The sequence below is a fragment of the Neobacillus sp. NRS-1170 genome (genome assembly GCF_050468025.1).
Genome location: NZ_JBITPF010000003.1, coordinates 200193 through 215265, shown reverse-complemented (window position 1 = coordinate 215265; position 15073 = coordinate 200193). Strand labels below are relative to the sequence as shown.

General features: G+C 40.1%; 17 protein-coding genes. 3 read left to right on the top strand and 14 right to left on the bottom strand.

Annotated features, from left to right (window positions below):
- The coding region (locus ACIFOT_RS01025) for an IS110 family transposase (protein WP_430060799.1) at window positions 1–927 on the top strand (927 nt) is incomplete at its 5' end.
- 659 nt (window positions 928–1586) lie between these two features.
- Here the strand turns inward: ACIFOT_RS01025 and ACIFOT_RS01020 are convergent.
- Window positions 1587–2126 (bottom strand): CBO0543 family protein, encoded by a 540-nt coding sequence (locus tag ACIFOT_RS01020; protein WP_430060797.1) that lies wholly within the window; start codon window positions 2124–2126, stop codon window positions 1587–1589.
- On the opposite strand from ACIFOT_RS01020, the gene ACIFOT_RS01015 reads away from it, so the two are divergent.
- Window positions 2083–2475: an isochorismatase family protein gene (locus ACIFOT_RS01015; protein ID WP_430060795.1), complete on the top strand. Its 393-nt coding sequence runs from the start codon at window positions 2083–2085 to the stop codon at window positions 2473–2475. The genes ACIFOT_RS01020 and ACIFOT_RS01015 overlap by 44 nt on opposite strands.
- An 832-nt stretch (window positions 2476–3307) precedes the next feature.
- Here the strand turns inward: ACIFOT_RS01015 and ACIFOT_RS01010 are convergent.
- Window positions 3308–3607: a hypothetical protein gene (locus ACIFOT_RS01010; protein ID WP_430060794.1), complete on the bottom strand. Its 300-nt coding sequence runs from the start codon at window positions 3605–3607 to the stop codon at window positions 3308–3310.
- A gap of 55 nt (window positions 3608–3662) precedes the next feature.
- On the bottom strand, window positions 3663–4088 hold the full coding sequence (locus tag ACIFOT_RS01005) for a hypothetical protein (RefSeq protein WP_430060793.1): 426 nt from the start codon (window positions 4086–4088) through the stop codon (window positions 3663–3665).
- A 337-nt stretch (window positions 4089–4425) separates the two neighbouring features.
- Here ACIFOT_RS01005 and ACIFOT_RS01000 point away from each other — a divergent pair, with 337 nt between their 5' ends.
- The gene (locus tag ACIFOT_RS01000; protein WP_430060791.1) at window positions 4426–4896 is read left to right on the top strand and encodes a hypothetical protein; all 471 of its coding nucleotides are present in this window, start codon (window positions 4426–4428) and stop codon (window positions 4894–4896) included.
- A 126-nt stretch (window positions 4897–5022) separates the two neighbouring features.
- On the opposite strand, the gene ACIFOT_RS00995 is transcribed toward ACIFOT_RS01000, so the two are convergent.
- The 11 genes from ACIFOT_RS00995 to ACIFOT_RS00945 all read right to left on the bottom strand — a co-directional run bounded on the left by ACIFOT_RS00995 (window position 5023) and on the right by ACIFOT_RS00945 (window position 15053).
- Window positions 5023–5697 (bottom strand): DUF1028 domain-containing protein, encoded by a 675-nt coding sequence (locus ACIFOT_RS00995; protein ID WP_430060789.1) that lies wholly within the window; start codon window positions 5695–5697, stop codon window positions 5023–5025.
- Window positions 5698–5742: 45 nt separating this feature from the next.
- A complete protein-coding gene (locus tag ACIFOT_RS00990) occupies window positions 5743–6195 on the bottom strand; it encodes a RidA family protein (RefSeq protein ID WP_430060787.1) in 453 nt (150 codons plus the stop codon).
- Between the two features lie 48 nt (window positions 6196–6243).
- Complete coding sequence (locus ACIFOT_RS00985) at window positions 6244–6948, bottom strand: ABC transporter ATP-binding protein (RefSeq protein ID WP_430060786.1); 705 nt, start codon at window positions 6946–6948, stop codon at window positions 6244–6246.
- The gene (locus ACIFOT_RS00980) at window positions 6941–7735 is read right to left on the bottom strand and encodes an ABC transporter ATP-binding protein (protein WP_430060784.1); all 795 of its coding nucleotides are present in this window, start codon (window positions 7733–7735) and stop codon (window positions 6941–6943) included. The genes ACIFOT_RS00985 and ACIFOT_RS00980 overlap by 8 nt, the downstream gene beginning before the upstream one ends.
- A complete protein-coding gene (locus tag ACIFOT_RS00975) occupies window positions 7725–8750 on the bottom strand; it encodes a branched-chain amino acid ABC transporter permease (protein WP_430060783.1) in 1026 nt (341 codons plus the stop codon). The genes ACIFOT_RS00980 and ACIFOT_RS00975 overlap by 11 nt, the downstream gene beginning before the upstream one ends.
- Window positions 8751–8763: 13 nt before the next feature.
- A complete protein-coding gene (locus ACIFOT_RS00970; RefSeq protein ID WP_289984008.1) occupies window positions 8764–9630 on the bottom strand; it encodes a branched-chain amino acid ABC transporter permease in 867 nt (288 codons plus the stop codon).
- An 11-nt stretch (window positions 9631–9641) separates the two neighbouring features.
- Entirely contained in the window at window positions 9642–10805 is a 1164-nt protein-coding gene (locus ACIFOT_RS00965) for an ABC transporter substrate-binding protein (RefSeq protein ID WP_430060781.1), read from the bottom strand.
- Between the two features lie 270 nt (window positions 10806–11075).
- A complete protein-coding gene (locus tag ACIFOT_RS00960; protein WP_430060778.1) occupies window positions 11076–12347 on the bottom strand; it encodes a Zn-dependent hydrolase in 1272 nt (423 codons plus the stop codon).
- A gap of 94 nt (window positions 12348–12441) precedes the next feature.
- Window positions 12442–13026, bottom strand: a complete 585-nt coding sequence (locus ACIFOT_RS00955) for an FAD synthetase (RefSeq protein ID WP_430060775.1) — start codon at window positions 13024–13026, stop codon at window positions 12442–12444.
- A 28-nt stretch (window positions 13027–13054) separates the two neighbouring features.
- Complete coding sequence (locus ACIFOT_RS00950; RefSeq protein ID WP_430060773.1) at window positions 13055–14518, bottom strand: 4-hydroxyphenylacetate 3-hydroxylase family protein; 1464 nt, start codon at window positions 14516–14518, stop codon at window positions 13055–13057.
- Window positions 14519–14540: 22 nt separating this feature from the next.
- A complete protein-coding gene (locus tag ACIFOT_RS00945; protein WP_430060771.1) occupies window positions 14541–15053 on the bottom strand; it encodes a flavin reductase family protein in 513 nt (170 codons plus the stop codon).
- Window positions 15054–15073: the final 20 nt, after the last annotated feature.

The window sequence follows — 15073 nt, the reverse complement described above, 5'->3', positions numbered from 1 at the left end:
ACTGGCTATGGTTTACATCGACTTTTTCTTACCCTAGGAATTGAGTGTGAAGTAATCGCACCATCTTTAATTCCTAAAAAACCAGGTGAACGTATTAAAACTGACCGTAGAGATTCGATTAAACTAGCAAAGTTATTTCGCGCTGGCGAATTAACTCCTGTTTATGTGCCAACTGAGGATGATGAAGCCCTTCGGGATTTAGTTCGGGCTCGTGAAGATGCCAAAGAGGATGAATTGAGAGCAAAACATCAATTATCTAAATTTCTTTTAAGAAATGATATTCACCCTCCTTTCAAAGGAAAAAAGTGGACTCGTAGATATCGTGAATGGTTAAATACTCTAAAATTTGAGCGGTCCGCATCCAAAGTAGTTTTTCAAGAGTATCTGCATCATCTACAAGAAATTGAGCAAAGGGTAAAACGATTAGAGGAAGAAATAAAATTACAATCAACCGAAGGTTACCATGCGCCAATGATTCAAGCACTACAATCATTAAGGGGAATAGCTACTATAACAGCTACTAGTCTTGTGGCTGAGATAGGATCATTTAAAAGATTTGCTTCTCCAAAAAAATTAATGTCTTACGTTGGGCTAATTCCAAGTGAAAGTTCTAGTGGTGAAACCAGAAGGCAAGGTAATATTACCAAAACAGGCAATCGTCATGTTCGTCGGTTGCTTGTAGAAGCAGCTTGGAGTTATCGATTTCCGCCTGCTATTAAGGGAGATTTAAAGAAAAGACTAGAAGGACAGATACCTAATGTTCAATTAATCTCATGGAAAGCTCAAAATCGCCTTCATAAAAAATATTTTCGTTTACTATCACGTGGAAAGGCATTTGGAAAGGCAATAACAGCCATTGCAAGAGAATTAGCAGGATTTATCTGGGCAGTAACTCAAGAAATTGAAAATAACTCCATGGCAAAGTAATAGTTTTCGAATAAAATAAATATCAATTTTGTTTAGAAGTCGGAGCTTAGGGCTCGGAGGCAAAGGTAAAAACCGGTAAGGAGAAACCACGAAATGTACTTGTGCTACCCCTAAATAGGCTAACGCACGTCTTAAGTTAGTGGAAGCTCCTTTATACGGAAAGATAAAATGTGAAAACCCACGAATATCAGAGTGCTAACCGCAGTTGAGATTTTTGCCTTCGTGCCGTGTGCTTAACTTTTTATATCAATACGAAAGGAGAAGTTTTTTATTCTCAGCTTTAAAAAGTATCTCAATCTCCAAATTGCCTGTCAAGGAAAGCACTTGACAGCCAATTTGGAGATTGAGGAGCAGTCAGTAAGCTGAGAAGGAGATCCCCTAGCCTGCAAAGGCTCTACCCAAACTAAAAAGAAAAGAAGCTGAAAACCGCTTCTCTTCTTAGTGTTGCCCAAAAACCAAAACCAAGGTCAAATTGTTTAGGGAGCATTGACAGTTTCGTTCATATCAGTACATTTCTTCACAATCTTTTACCTTTATAAAAAAGGTTACCTACCCTTTGTCCTTTTAGGAATGTCCCTCACTATAATTATGTTTTTGACCAATTTTTATTATAATATTACGAACGATAAATCCAATTACTAACCCAGGAATAAGAGACATCATTGGAAGCCAAATAGGCCCAAAAAATATGCCAAAAATTTCATTTGGTGAATACATAAGACCAATAGTGACAAAATAGGCTCCAAATGCAAATGGGACAAACGATAACCGAGGATTTTCCCCTTCTGCAAATTTATAAGCATCATACATGGCAAACATATAAAAAACAAGGGTAAAACATGGAACCCTCTGATTGTAAATAATGTAAAATTAACACTTGCAAAAGTATGGAATGGTGACCATTTATTCCATTTAAATAATCTGGTGTTCTTTTCCATAAACCATTGACCAACACTCATAGGAACACTAAAAATCAAGCTTTTTAATAAAATTTTACCGAAATTATCATTGTAAGATATTTTCACCCAGATAACACTTAAAATCGGGAAAAACAATATGTCATAAACAATATTTGTTTTAAAAATTTTTGGAAGGGGGCGAACTGGATATTCAACTCTTTTTGTTCCTCCTGACCGAAGACCAATTGATCGAACAGTGATTAACGCTTGGGAAGATCCAAGAGTAGTTAGACAAATCATCGAATATGGAAAACGTAAAATAGTCATGGCGGGTCTTTGGACAGAGGTGTGTTTGCTTGAACCTGTACTAAGTGCTATCGCCGACGGATATGAAGTGTTTTTTATCACTGATGCATCTGGTGGAGTAAATAAAGAATCACATGACATGGCCGTAATTCGTATGACACAGGCAGGAGCACGCCCAATCACTTGGTTACAATATTTGTTAGAATTACAGCGTGATTTTGCTATTAAAGAGACTTACAATGGGACACTAGATATTATAAAACTACACGGGGGTGCTTACGGACTGGGAATAATTTATGCGAATGAGATGTTCGGGATCCAGTACGGAAGAAAAGGAAGATGAAGTATAGTAAACAAACAAGAAAAAGTACCCCTTAGTAGACTTTTTTAGTATCTACACTATGGGGTACTTTTTACCGTATAGCTTATTATGTTGCATAAATAAAAAGTAACCTGTGAAGGTGACTTAATTGTTACATATCTTCTTTAAAATTATATGTATTTAGATTGGAAGGTACGAGCACGTAACGATCTACCTAGCACTATCATGAATAGCTGATTACCTATTTATAATCTTTCGACCATAAATAAACAGTTTACCACCCATAATAATGGTTCGTTCGACCGTACAAAATACCTGTACACCCATATATAACCTCTCGGCTATTATATGAACGTTAACTTTATTGAGTCATGTACTCAACTTAGTCTGCGGCACTCGATACGATCTTCGCTCGACCCTATATGATAAATTGGGACCCTATTGTAATAATACCTTCTAGAGGTACGACTACAATAAAACCTTTCTCCACCATATAGAATCTTCCCTCCGACTATACACAAACCATGATTAGATGACCTGTATATAATCTTTGGCCGACCTATATACACCCCAAAAGAGCATATATAAATCTTGGCTCAACCGTTACGTACCCGATACTAATATCATGAACAAATTCATTCAAATTATGTACAATTTAATAAAAATAATTATTTTATCTATTCTCCACATATTAATTGTCCATCATAATTAATGTCAATTGCTATGTCAAAGTTAAAGAAATTCCGCAAAAACCTTGATAAATAAAGAAAAAGACGTATGCCAATTCATACGTCATTTATTAAGAAAGCACCCGAAAACGTAACCCTTTACTCTTTTAAGAAGGAGCTTAGATTTAATGTGCGATATGAATACTTCCATCATCAAAGATTTGGACCTCTTGATAACTGCTCATGTATTTTATGACATCGGTGATAATACCTTTTGTCACAAATTCATTCTGACCGGCTTCATATATTTCCCGATTTATAATTAAATAATAAAAATGACATTTCAGTTCATCAATCATCTCAGAACCGGTAAATATGAAGTTATATTCGTATTTATTCTTAAACCATATAAGAGCTTCATCATGGCTGTTGAAAAAAGGGAGCGCTGCTTCTTCTTCTTGAGTGATATATCCTGGAACGTGCATCGTTCAACCACTTTCTTAAGTATTTTTACTATCAATTTTATAATAGAATCATCTATTACATCTTTAACAAAAGTTTATCCAAGTCACGTACTTGATCATAGGCTTTTAACAGATGTATTGGTACGAATGTTCTTCCATGTTCCCAAGCATTCTCTTCGACTTCTTCCAAAAGCTGTTTCTTTTCATCTTCCTTACCATAATAAAGAGTCTTTAAAACCCGTGGATTTTTCCTGAATTCTAAGTAATAACCGAGTTGATGGTAAAGAATAATTTTCACAAAGTTTTCATCTGTTTCTCTAACTTTAAAGTTAATTTTAGCGTTATAGCCGTTAATTTGTATGTAGTTAAACTTAATCGTATTTGTCGATACGTTATAACTCATCGGTGCAGAGAGTTTATCGCTGAATTCAACATTAAATTTTAGTTTTAGCTCTTGTAATGTATTTATAATGATCTTCTCAATATCCCAAATATAAAGCATTTATTTTTACCTTCCTATCAACAATCGCTTGAAAATCTTATCTTGCTGCAATTTTTTTAATTCTTTGATTTTTAGTCTTCATTTTTTAACAATAAAATACTTGGCCTAATGTAACAAGAGCCATTTTACATAAGTTGTAATTGAACTTAATTCCTCTTTTTAGAAAGAAAAAGCTTTCTAAATAGGTCCTTTTTATCCAATGAGGTTTTGGAATTAAATAGGAGCTTGTTCTCACATTCTTCTTTTATCAATGAGAGCTTCTCCTTCCCTGCTACATATGAAGAAAATGATTGGTTACACTAAAGAAACGAAAAACACAGAAAGGAGGACAAAAGCTGTGATACGGAAACTTATGGCCTTTTTCCTATTTGCGGGCTTCCTTTTCGCCGGTGGTCTTCACACTGACGGCCAACCTCCTCCGGATCCCGTCCAGATGGGGATGAAAGAAGGCTTTTATGAAGGAATCCGTTCTGGGCTAGAAGACCGGCACAATTTTAGGATCTCCCGTGCTTGGCAGCAGGTACCACCCTCTCAGCTGAGTTTGGAAAACAAGAAGGAGATCGCTCGCCCCCTCATGAAAATAGGACTTCTTCGCCAGGTGTCCCTCTTTTTTTCCTCTGAGGAGAAATTCAACGCCTACCTTCATGCCCATCCGGAAATGAATGCGGTACAGGCTGCTCAGCGGATACTCGGGAAAAGGTTTGTGAGGGCGTACAAAAGTAGCTTCCAAAAGGGTTATGAGAAATCACTCACTGCTTCACCCGAAAAGGCGGCAAACTACGCGGCCTTATTGAAGACGAAAAAATGATAAAGTGAAAACAAAAAAGGGCAACGTCTAGGATGCCCTTTGATTTGCTCTGCATTGATTAGCAGGTTCTAATTTATTTTAAACAGATATCGTGAAAACCCGGTTATATCTAGTTCCTATTAAAGGTTATTCATCACCTACAACGCCATAAGATGGAGCCAACTCTGGAACAATCGCCCTGACTTTATAGTCGTTTGCCTGTGGACTGTAGATTTCCCAAAGCTTCTTTAAATCCTCAAGAGGTTGTTCACTATAGTCCACTCTTAAGTCAACATATGCGAATGGCTCATCCGTATAGACCAGAAGACCGATCGAATGCTCCTGATCCAGCTCCCCACCCATTTGAAAGCCTTTTTCAATCGCCAAAATTAACCTTTCAGCCAATGGCCGACCTTCAGTTTGTAAAAACGCCTGGCCCATGGCTTCCGGAATCTTAGGGTTACTGAGAAGATTCCCGATACTGGCAACATTTTTTGCACAAAATTCTCCGTGTACACCTAAAGCCTTAGTACCTGTGAAAGCTGCAGAGTTTCCTTTAGAATCGACAACAGCTAGCTGCCTGTATTCTGGAAACGGGGAAGCTTCCTTCATCGCTCGGATTGTGGACTCTGCATCAAATCCGTTTTCCAACACAGTAAAACCGATGCCAGGTAATCTTGGATCTGTAACGTTTTGGGTTAATATAGCACCAACTTCTGTTTTAACCCAGGGACATCTTGCCCCAACGGATGGACTACTTGACGTAACAATGACTCCTAATGCACCTGTGGAAGAACAGCGTCCTGCTACTGAAAATGTCATTTTTCTCCTCCTTGGCGTTATTTTTCATTAAAATAAAATGAAGTTTTACTCGCTAATTACGGCCTCTACATCAATTTCCATTAACATCTCAGGCATGGCAAATCCACTTACGAGCAAACCAGTACTGCACGGATAGACATCCTTAAAATGTTTGGCAATCACCGGATAGACTTTGCTTCGATCTTCACGATTCATGAGATAAACAGTTATTTTACAAATATCCTGAATCGTGCCGCCTGCCTCTTCAATTAGTTGTTTAACACATGCACATGCCATTTCCGCCTGTGCTGCCACATCGCCAACGCCGTGAAAATTTCCATCCAAATCAAATCCTGTCTGCCCTCTCAAGAAAATGCGATTTCCTGCTCGAACAGCCATGCTAAACTCATTCGCAATGTGATGTTCTGGTTTTCCCATGTTTTTCGGATAAAACTGGTCCGTTTTGAACTTTCGAATTCTTTGAATTCCCACTTTTTTTGTTTCACCATGGACTGACATATTAATATTTCCTCCTTTAAATGTAAGTTTTATAGAATATTTCTTAATCTAAGCAGATCCAAGATAGGAACGCTGCACGATTTCACTTTCTTTTAACTCGCTTTTCGTTCCTTGTCCGGCTAAACGCCCTGCCATTAAAACATAGCCACGGCTGCAAAAATCAATCGCCATTTCCGCATTCTGATCGACCAAAAGGATCGTCGTTCCCTGCTGATGCAGTTCGGTGATTTTATCATAAACCTCAAAAACTAATTTAGGAGAAAGACCCATGGACGGTTCATCTAATAATAATAGCTTTGGACTTGTCATCATCGCTCTGGCTATTGCTAGCATTTGTTGTTCTCCCCCAGAAAGAAGGCCTGCTAATTGATCCTTTCTTTCTCTTAAGATTGGAAAAGGTTCTGTTACTTCTTCCGCCCGCTGCTGGCGATATTTAGCTGGCAGCGTATAACCGCCTAAAAGTAAGTTATCCCATACGGAGAGTAATGGAAAAACATGTCTTCCTTCTGGTACTAGAGACATACCTCGGCTTACAAGTTTAAACGTTTTTTCTTTAACAATCGATTTGCCTGATAGTTGAATATCTCCATTTTTGGGACGAATTTCTCCAATAATCGTTTTCAATAGTGTGCTTTTACCAGCACCATTCGCACCTATAACGGAAACGGCTTCCCTTTCTTCCACTATTAAACTAACATTGTCTAAAGCACATATTTGACCGTAATAGGTACTTAGATTTTGAACATTAAGCATGCGCTTCAGCCCTCCCCATATAGGCTTCCAGTACGGCTGGATGATTTTGAATCAATTCAGGGGGACCTTCTGCTAGCTTTTCTCCAAAATTTATCACCGTAATTTGGTTGGATAAGGAATTTACCAGATGCATATCATGAGCAATGATTAAGATGGTTATCCCCTGATGATTCACCTCTGAAAATAGACTCATTAGCTCTTTCGTTTCCTTCTGATTCATACCGGCCGTAGGTTCATCAAGTAATAACAGATCTGGATTCGTGGCTAATGCCCTAGCTATTTCGACACGTCTTTGATTTCCATATGAAAGTTGGGCAGCGTACTCGTTCCTAACGTCCCATAATCCCACGAATTTCAGGGTTTCTTCAATCCGTTCTTTCGCTTCTGATTCTTTGTTCCGGTAGGTTTTGGTCCGGAAAAGAGCAGGTAGAAGATTTCCGCCTGTAAATTGATAGGTTCCTATTAACACCGTTTCAAACACAGTCATATCTGGAAATAATCGAATATTTTGGAACGTTCGTGAAACCCCATACTGGGCAATTTTATCTGGTCTCAGGCGTGTAATGTCGTGATTTAAAAACTGGACATTCCCCATATCTGGTTTAATCACTCCAGTAATAAGGTTGAACAACGTACTTTTCCCTGCTCCGTTAGGACCAATAATCGCATGAATATTGTTTTTCAAAACAGAAAAGGATAGATTGTTAACGGCCTTAACGCCTCCAAAAGATTTAGAAAGATTTTGGACGGTTAGTATAGCGGAATCATTAGTGAGATCAATGCTCATAACTAAGCCCCTCTTTCTCTGGAGTTGTTTCGGCAGCTTGAATCGTTCTTTTCTGAAGCCGTCTTTTGACTAACTGGAATAATCCCATCATTCCCTTAGGGAAAAACATAATCATGACAACGATCAGAAACCCGTAAATAATCATTCTCAATTCAGGGGTTTCTCGCAATGCCTCCGATGAAACAGTCAGGATGGATGCTCCAATCACCGCCCCAGCAATCGATCCTTGGCCGCCGATCATGACCATCGTCAGAATGGTGACGGACATTGAAAACGAAAAGGTTTCCGGACTAACGACACGAAGAAAATGAGCGTATAAGGCACCTGCAGCCCCACAGAAAGCAGCTGAAATAGTAAACATGATGACCTTTGTTTTAAAAACAGGTATTCCCATCGATTGCGCCGCAAGTTCATCATCACGAATGGCCGTACAGGCACGCCCAAATCCAGAATGAATGATTAACCTTGTGACCAAAATACCAAGAAAAACAAATAGTAATAATAATGGGTAATAATCCTCGTATTGAAAAAAAGCGAATTCAAAGGTGCCGATTTTGATCGGAGGAGGAGGAGCTATGCCTGCAATCCCCATTGGTCCGCCAGTTAAATCAGTCCAGTTTAAAAATACAAGCCAGATAATCGTTCCGAATGCCAGTGTCGCCATTACCAAGTATTCCTCAATGAGTTTCAACCCAATAAAGCCAATGATAAACCCGATTAATGCTGTTATGATGATCGATAACGGCAGATTTACCCAAAAGGAAAATCCAAGGTTTTTGGACAATATGGCGGCAACATAGGCGCCAATTCCGAAAAATGCACCGTGTCCAACCGAGACTTGACCCGTATAACCAACAATTAAATCCAGACCTAAGGCTAGCAGGGTATAGATTAAAATGAGATTAATAACATACATCACGTATGGATTGGTAACGGCAAGGGGGAGGAAAAATAAGGCGATCACTCCAAGAATCAACAGGAGCTTACGGTAAACTGTTTTATTGGTTTGTATCATCTCTTCTCCTCCCTTACACTTTCTGCTGAATGATCTTGCCAAAGATTCCTTGAGGACGAACAAGTAAAATAAATAATAAGATCACCATCGCGACTGCATCCCTATAGCCAGAGGAAATAAAACCAGCCGCAAAGCTCTCAATGATACCCAATAATAAACCGGCTATCATGGCACCCGGAATATTTCCCATCCCTCCCATAACGGAAGCAGTAAATCCTTTCAGACCTGCAAATACACCCATCGTTGGATAAACCAGGAAAACAGGTCCTACTAATATTCCCGCAAGGGCACCGACAGCTGATCCGATGGCAAATGTGATCGAAATAATCTTATTTGCGTTTATTCCCATTAATTGTGTGGCATTGATATCTTGCGAGGCTGCTTGAACAGCCTTTCCCATTAGCGTTCTATTCATAAATAACTCTAATACGATCATGACAAGGATGGTAAGGATAATGATAAAAACGTAGTGCTGATTAATCTCCATGTCAGCAATCGTAAAATTCTTGGAGAGGAATGGTGAGTTCAATCTCTCAGGTGTTGCCCCCCAAATATATTGAGCAACGTTTTGGAGAACAATCGATATCCCAATGGCTGCAATCAGCAAATTTAACTTTGGTGCCTTTCGCATCCTCATGTATACGACTTTTTCCATTAAATAGCCGAGAAATGCCCCTGCACATACTCCGCCGAGATAAGCTAACCAGATCGGAGTATCTAATAATAGAAGATAAAGGGACACGAATGCCCCTCCCATATAGACTTCACCATGTGCAAAGTTGATAAAACGCAGCACATTCCACACCATGGTGTAACCAATTGCCATTAAAGCATAAATGCTGCCGAGGACAATTCCATTTATCAATTGATCTACGAACACAAATTATCCCCCTATTCTGAATCTTTAATCACTTTAAAGGTACCGTTTTGAACTTGCATGATCATTGGTGTGTTGGAACGATCTCCGTTTTTATCAAATTTAATCGGACCTGTGATTCCTGAAATATCAATGTTTGCTAGGGCATCACGGTCTTTATCGGCGTTTCCTCCGCCTTTTTCTAATGCCTTGGCAATCGCCATGGCTGCGTCAAAAGCAATGGCTGTATTCGCTTGGGCAGGAACATTATTCTTTTCAGCTAAAGCTTTAAACTCTTTCATTTGAGGAGTAGCTGCATTTAAATCAATCATGGAGGCAAAAATATGATTTTCTACCGCGTCTCCACCCAATTTAATGAGCTGCTCTGAATACATCGAATCATCCGGGGAGAAGAACTGGACATTTAACCCAGCCTGCTTGGCCTGCTGTTCGATTAAGGCGACCTCGTTGTACAAGCCTACTACCATGACGGCATCCGGTTTTAGCGTTTTAATTTTGGATAATTGAGCCGAAAAGTTTTTATCGCCTGGGTTATATTTTTCAGCGGTGATAAAATCTACCCCGAGATCTTTAGTAGATTGCTTCGCAGCATCATACATCGTAATACCATAGTCCGTATTTTCGAATATCGCGGCAATTTTCTTCACATTTTTTTCTTTTGCCATATAATTCATAACGGCAGGAACGTAAACTGAACCAGTTAAAATGACACGGAAAAGGTATGGATTCTTTGTTTTAGACAAATCAGGGCTGGCCCCCATGTTTAAATGAAGCACTTTTGCCGGTCCGGATACTTCTTGAGAAGCCAATGTTGGCGAGGAATTATAGCCTCCAATAATGGCCTTTACCCCATCGTTATTAATCATTTTATTGACCACGGCAACGGCTTCAGATGGAGTGGCTTTATCATCCCCTACGATTAACTCCAGCTTCTTCCCATTGATACCGCCCTCACTATTAATCTTTTTAAAAGCGAGCTCCACTCCATTCTTCATATCCTGTCCATATTGGGCATTATCACCGGTCATGGGTGCCTGAAGACCTACACGTAACGTGTCACCGCTTGCTGAGTTACTAGTACCAGTAGAAGAATTTTTTGCTGAACACCCTACCAATAAGAAGGCTAATACCATAAACATTGCCATCTTTTTAACAAATAATTTTTTGGAATGTACCAACTTTAGTCCCCCTTTTTTCTTTTAACTTATATAGAAATTTGTAAATGTAAAAACCTATATTGGCAAAATCAATGACAGGGTGATTGATATGGTAGTTTTGGGGTTAAATCCTGATGGTTTGAAGAGTTGAAAGGAAAATAAGCGGCAGATTCTAGGGAGCATATGTTGTTTTATTTACGGATATTTTCTTTAATTATTCTTTTAATTAAAAATAACAGGTCCATAGTGTTAAGTCAATTCAATTTTCCAAAAATTCAATTTTTTTAAAAATTATTCTCTTTCTGATAAAACACTAAGCTCCGTTTCAGACAGCGTGCGATCCAACCCAACAATGCCCTGCAACACTAAATTGGCGGCTTTTTCAATATCGTAAGGTTCACTATACTCCTCAGGGCAATGACTTTTCCCGCCAATGCTTTTCACGAAAACCATAACGGATTTGGTGACACTAGCCATATGGGCTGCATCATGGACGGCCATGCTTGGCAGCCTCAAATAAGGCTCATTCATTTCCTTGGCTGTGTTCTCAAGAATCGCTACAAGGTCCTTATCTAACACAACAGGTTTTTGATGTAGAAAGACTTCTTGCTGGATGACTACCTCTCTTTTTTCGGCAATCTCCTGCCAAACCTGATTGATGGCGTTTACCGCGTTCTGAATGGCTTCCTTCGTTTCGGCTCTTACTTCTAAAATAAAGTCAATTTGGCCAGGAATAATATTGGCCCCATTCGGTGTGACCGTTAATTTTCCAACTGTCCCAACGATATTTCCTTTTATTGCGCAATACCTTTCTATCTCGAGAATCATTTCAGCTGCTGCGGTAAGCGCGTCTTTTCGATTGTTCATCATCGTGGTTCCAGAGTGATTGGCTTCTCCGATGACGGTAACGAAACTACGAAACGTCCCTACGACTCTATCAATAATCGCCATAGAAATATTGGCATTTTCTAACCGCTGTCCCTGCTCAATATGGATTTCAATAAATGCTTTTTTATCTTTTTTCATCGACTCCATGTTGGAGAATTGATGAAGTCCCCCTCCCACTTTCATCAGTTCATCCTGAAGGAGAACTCCTTTCGAATCACGGGTTTCTTTTAAGCCTTCGGGTTTTAGTTTCCCAACAAAAGCGCGGCTGCCAAAGGTGGATAAATGGAAATCGTTTGATTCTTCTGCCGTAAAGGAAACAATTTCAAGATCATGATTCAGTTTGATTTGATGTTCCTGTAACGTGGTGATGATTTCTTTTGCCGTTAGTACACCCAGCGGCCCATCATATTTCCCCCCATTGGGAACGGAATCCAAGTGGGAGCCAATCACAATACTTCCTTTCTTTTTACCGGTGCCTTCATATTTGCCCCAAATATTGGCGGCTCCGTCAATCGTTACCTGTAGGCCCAATTCTTTTAACTCTTCTATAAACAATTTTCGGACTTGATGATCCTCATTAGAGAAACTAGGTCTCGTGACACCTCCGTGTTCATTTTTCCCATATGTTGCAAATCTTTCAATGTCTTTTTGTAACCTGGTAAGATTTATTTTCAACCCTTTATGCCCTCACTTTCTTCCTGTTTCATAAAAAAGAGAGCAACGAATGGCATCACACCATTATTGCTGCTCCGGTTTTTCACTTACTCTACTAATTTACTTTCATGGCCGTTCCCACGAAGTTTCTTTCTTCCAAAAAGGAAATGTAACGGATATCCCCAAGAAGACTTTTCGCCAACGAAAAATTTCCTTGCTTTAGAAGGGAACGAATACGTGTGGATGAAATGACTTCACCCTGTTCACATTGCATCGGATGAAATACACCGACATGAAAATGGGTTTTTAAATCTTCAATCGTGCCCATACGGCCTTTTCCAAATTGAAAGCAAGGACCTTCCCAGATTTCAATGGGATGGATGAATTGCAGCTCTTCAATAAAGGCAGAAACCGATTTGTTCATGAACGCTTCATTAAACTGCCCCACGATAACATGATCCACTCCAAGTGCCTGTAAGCGGTTCAGCTTTTCATCCAGTGAGGTGATCAATTGGCATTTTTTGAAATGGACCTTCGGAGGTGGATCGAAGGTATAGACCACACATGGAACACCATGAGCCTCTGCCTGTTCTTTTGTTTTTAAAATTAAAGCCTGATGGCCGCGGTGCACACCATCGAAGGCACCGATCGTAAGCACGGAGGATGGAAGCTTTAGCGTACCAGGTGGATGAATTTCCAATGGAATAACTCCTTTCTAGCTTAAGGAATTAGCGGCTGGAAATACGAACGGACTGGTTGATCCCTGCTGCCTTTCGCACCAATTCACGCTGTGGTTCCAGATCAAAATTATTAAACACGGCCATTTGTTGGGCAAATGGCGGACTTTGAGCAAATAATTCAAACGTGGTTCGATGACCTGCGTAGGAGGAATTTAATAAGTCCCTTGCAAAGTAGAGTAATTTCCCACGGTCCTCAGGCGTCCACTCGCCAACAGCATAATATTCATCAAAATATTGCTTGATTTCCGGATCTGCCATCGTTGCTGAATCCGGCGTTACCGCTAATTGGCCTCCGACAAGTTCTCTTGTTAAATGGGCCATGGCTGGGAAATTCGCCAGTGCGAACACACGGCCGGTATAAAGAAGTGATTGGTTTGGCATCATTAATCCGCCCGGGCTTCTTTCCGCCTCCGCAACTGCTGCGGTTAAATGAGCATTGATTCCCTCACGGTAGTTGATTAATTGAGATATTTTTTCTTTTACAGCCTGCAGATGAGTTAAACCGGTTTGTTCGACATTTAATAAAGCGGCTCCGATTAAATAATCGGCCCGGCGGAGCATTCTAAGGGTGTAATTAAAGGCAGAATAGCGATGAAGAGTAGAACGGATATAGGCGGCAGACTCTAAGGAGCGATGGAAAAGGACATTTTCCCAAGGGATTAAGACGTTATCAAAAATAAGTAACGTATCGATTTCTTCAAATTTTGTGGCAATCGGATAATCTTCAGCATTTCGATCTTTACCAAGGGAGGTCCGGCAAATATGTTTAAGTCCCGGCGAGCCCATATCGCAGATGAATCCGCAGGCAAATGGGGCCATTTTCTCAGATCCGGCATTCCAGTCCAAAATCGTCGGTTTGACGAAGGCTTGGTGGGCATAAGCGGCGGCCGTCTCAAATTTTGCTCCTTTCACGACAATTCCCTTATCATTTTCCTCGACGACATGAAGCAGTGTTCCACCGTCTTTTCCACTGAAGAGTTTGCTTCGATCGCCTTTCGGGTCCGTGTTGGCTGATACATGGAACAAGTCTTCCCTTGCCACTCGGTCAATATGATACTTTATATTTTTTGCATAGGTTGGATCGATTTCATTTAATTTATCCTGGGCGTCATATAGGGACCACATTTCCCCAATCGTTTCGTCCCCCACCCGGTAAACGACCCCGTTAAGATCATCGAGTACGGTTTCGACATGCTTGCGGATGGCCGCTAAGTCTTCTTTTGTTTCTGGGGCTTTGTAAGCACGGGATACGATTTCCCCATCAGGAAGTCTTGCCGTTAAGGTATCGGCATATTTGGCTTCAAGCGCCATATCATACATTCTCGCCTTTACATCAATAATCGGCTTAAAGGATGGATGTTCGGCTACATTCCGAACCTTTTCCCCATCAATATAGACCTCCCTGCCGTCATTCAGTGATTCACGATACTGTTTACCTGTCATTAATGCCATTAAATTTCCTCCCCCAAATTTATCACTTATTTTCTATAAATTGACCAAACTTTCCGCGATAGTAAACCAATGGTTCACCAGTGGCTGCATGTGCGGTTTGTACTTCCGCCATAAAAACAGAATGTGTTCCTCCCGTAACTTCTTCCACCACACGGCATTCAAGATAAGCCAATGTTTGGTTAAAGACAGGATTTCCGAGCTCACCATACCTAAAGTCTGCATTCTTAAATTTATCTGTATGGGCCTTAGCAAATTGCAGGGCTAAATCTTTCTGATCCTCCGTCAAAATATTGACTGTAAAGGATTTCGATTCTAATATGGCATGACATGTTCCCGTATTTTTATTGACACAAACAAGCAGCATGGGAGGTTCAACAGAAACGGAGCTGACAGCGCTTGCTGTAATCCCAAAATCGATTTCGTTATTGGTTACGGTAATAATCGAGACACCGGTCGTAAAGTGTCCGATGACATGCTTATACTGATTTTGTTCCACTGTAGTGACAGTATTTCGGTTATCCTTAGTTGAATCCATGTTATAACCATTCCTCCTTT

What these genes read in the sequence shown, in the direction of transcription:
- ACIFOT_RS01020 (WP_430060797.1), bottom strand. Translation starts at nt 2,126, where the DNA reads ATGATTTGTCTAACTACTCTTGGATCTTCCCAAGCGTTAATCACTGTT.
- ACIFOT_RS01010 (WP_430060794.1), bottom strand. Translation starts at nt 3,607, where the DNA reads ATGCACGTTCCAGGATATATCACTCAAGAAGAAGAAGCAGCGCTCCCT.
- ACIFOT_RS01005 (WP_430060793.1), bottom strand. Translation starts at nt 4,088, where the DNA reads ATGCTTTATATTTGGGATATTGAGAAGATCATTATAAATACATTACAA.
- ACIFOT_RS00995 (WP_430060789.1), bottom strand. Translation starts at nt 5,697, where the DNA reads ATGACATTTTCAGTAGCAGGACGCTGTTCTTCCACAGGTGCATTAGGA.
- ACIFOT_RS00990 (WP_430060787.1), bottom strand. Translation starts at nt 6,195, where the DNA reads ATGTCAGTCCATGGTGAAACAAAAAAAGTGGGAATTCAAAGAATTCGA.
- ACIFOT_RS00985 (WP_430060786.1), bottom strand. Translation starts at nt 6,948, where the DNA reads ATGCTTAATGTTCAAAATCTAAGTACCTATTACGGTCAAATATGTGCT.
- ACIFOT_RS00980 (WP_430060784.1), bottom strand. Translation starts at nt 7,735, where the DNA reads ATGAGCATTGATCTCACTAATGATTCCGCTATACTAACCGTCCAAAAT.
- ACIFOT_RS00975 (WP_430060783.1), bottom strand. Translation starts at nt 8,750, where the DNA reads ATGATACAAACCAATAAAACAGTTTACCGTAAGCTCCTGTTGATTCTT.
- ACIFOT_RS00950 (WP_430060773.1), bottom strand. Translation starts at nt 14,518, where the DNA reads ATGGCATTAATGACAGGTAAACAGTATCGTGAATCACTGAATGACGGC.
- ACIFOT_RS00945 (WP_430060771.1), bottom strand. Translation starts at nt 15,053, where the DNA reads ATGGATTCAACTAAGGATAACCGAAATACTGTCACTACAGTGGAACAA.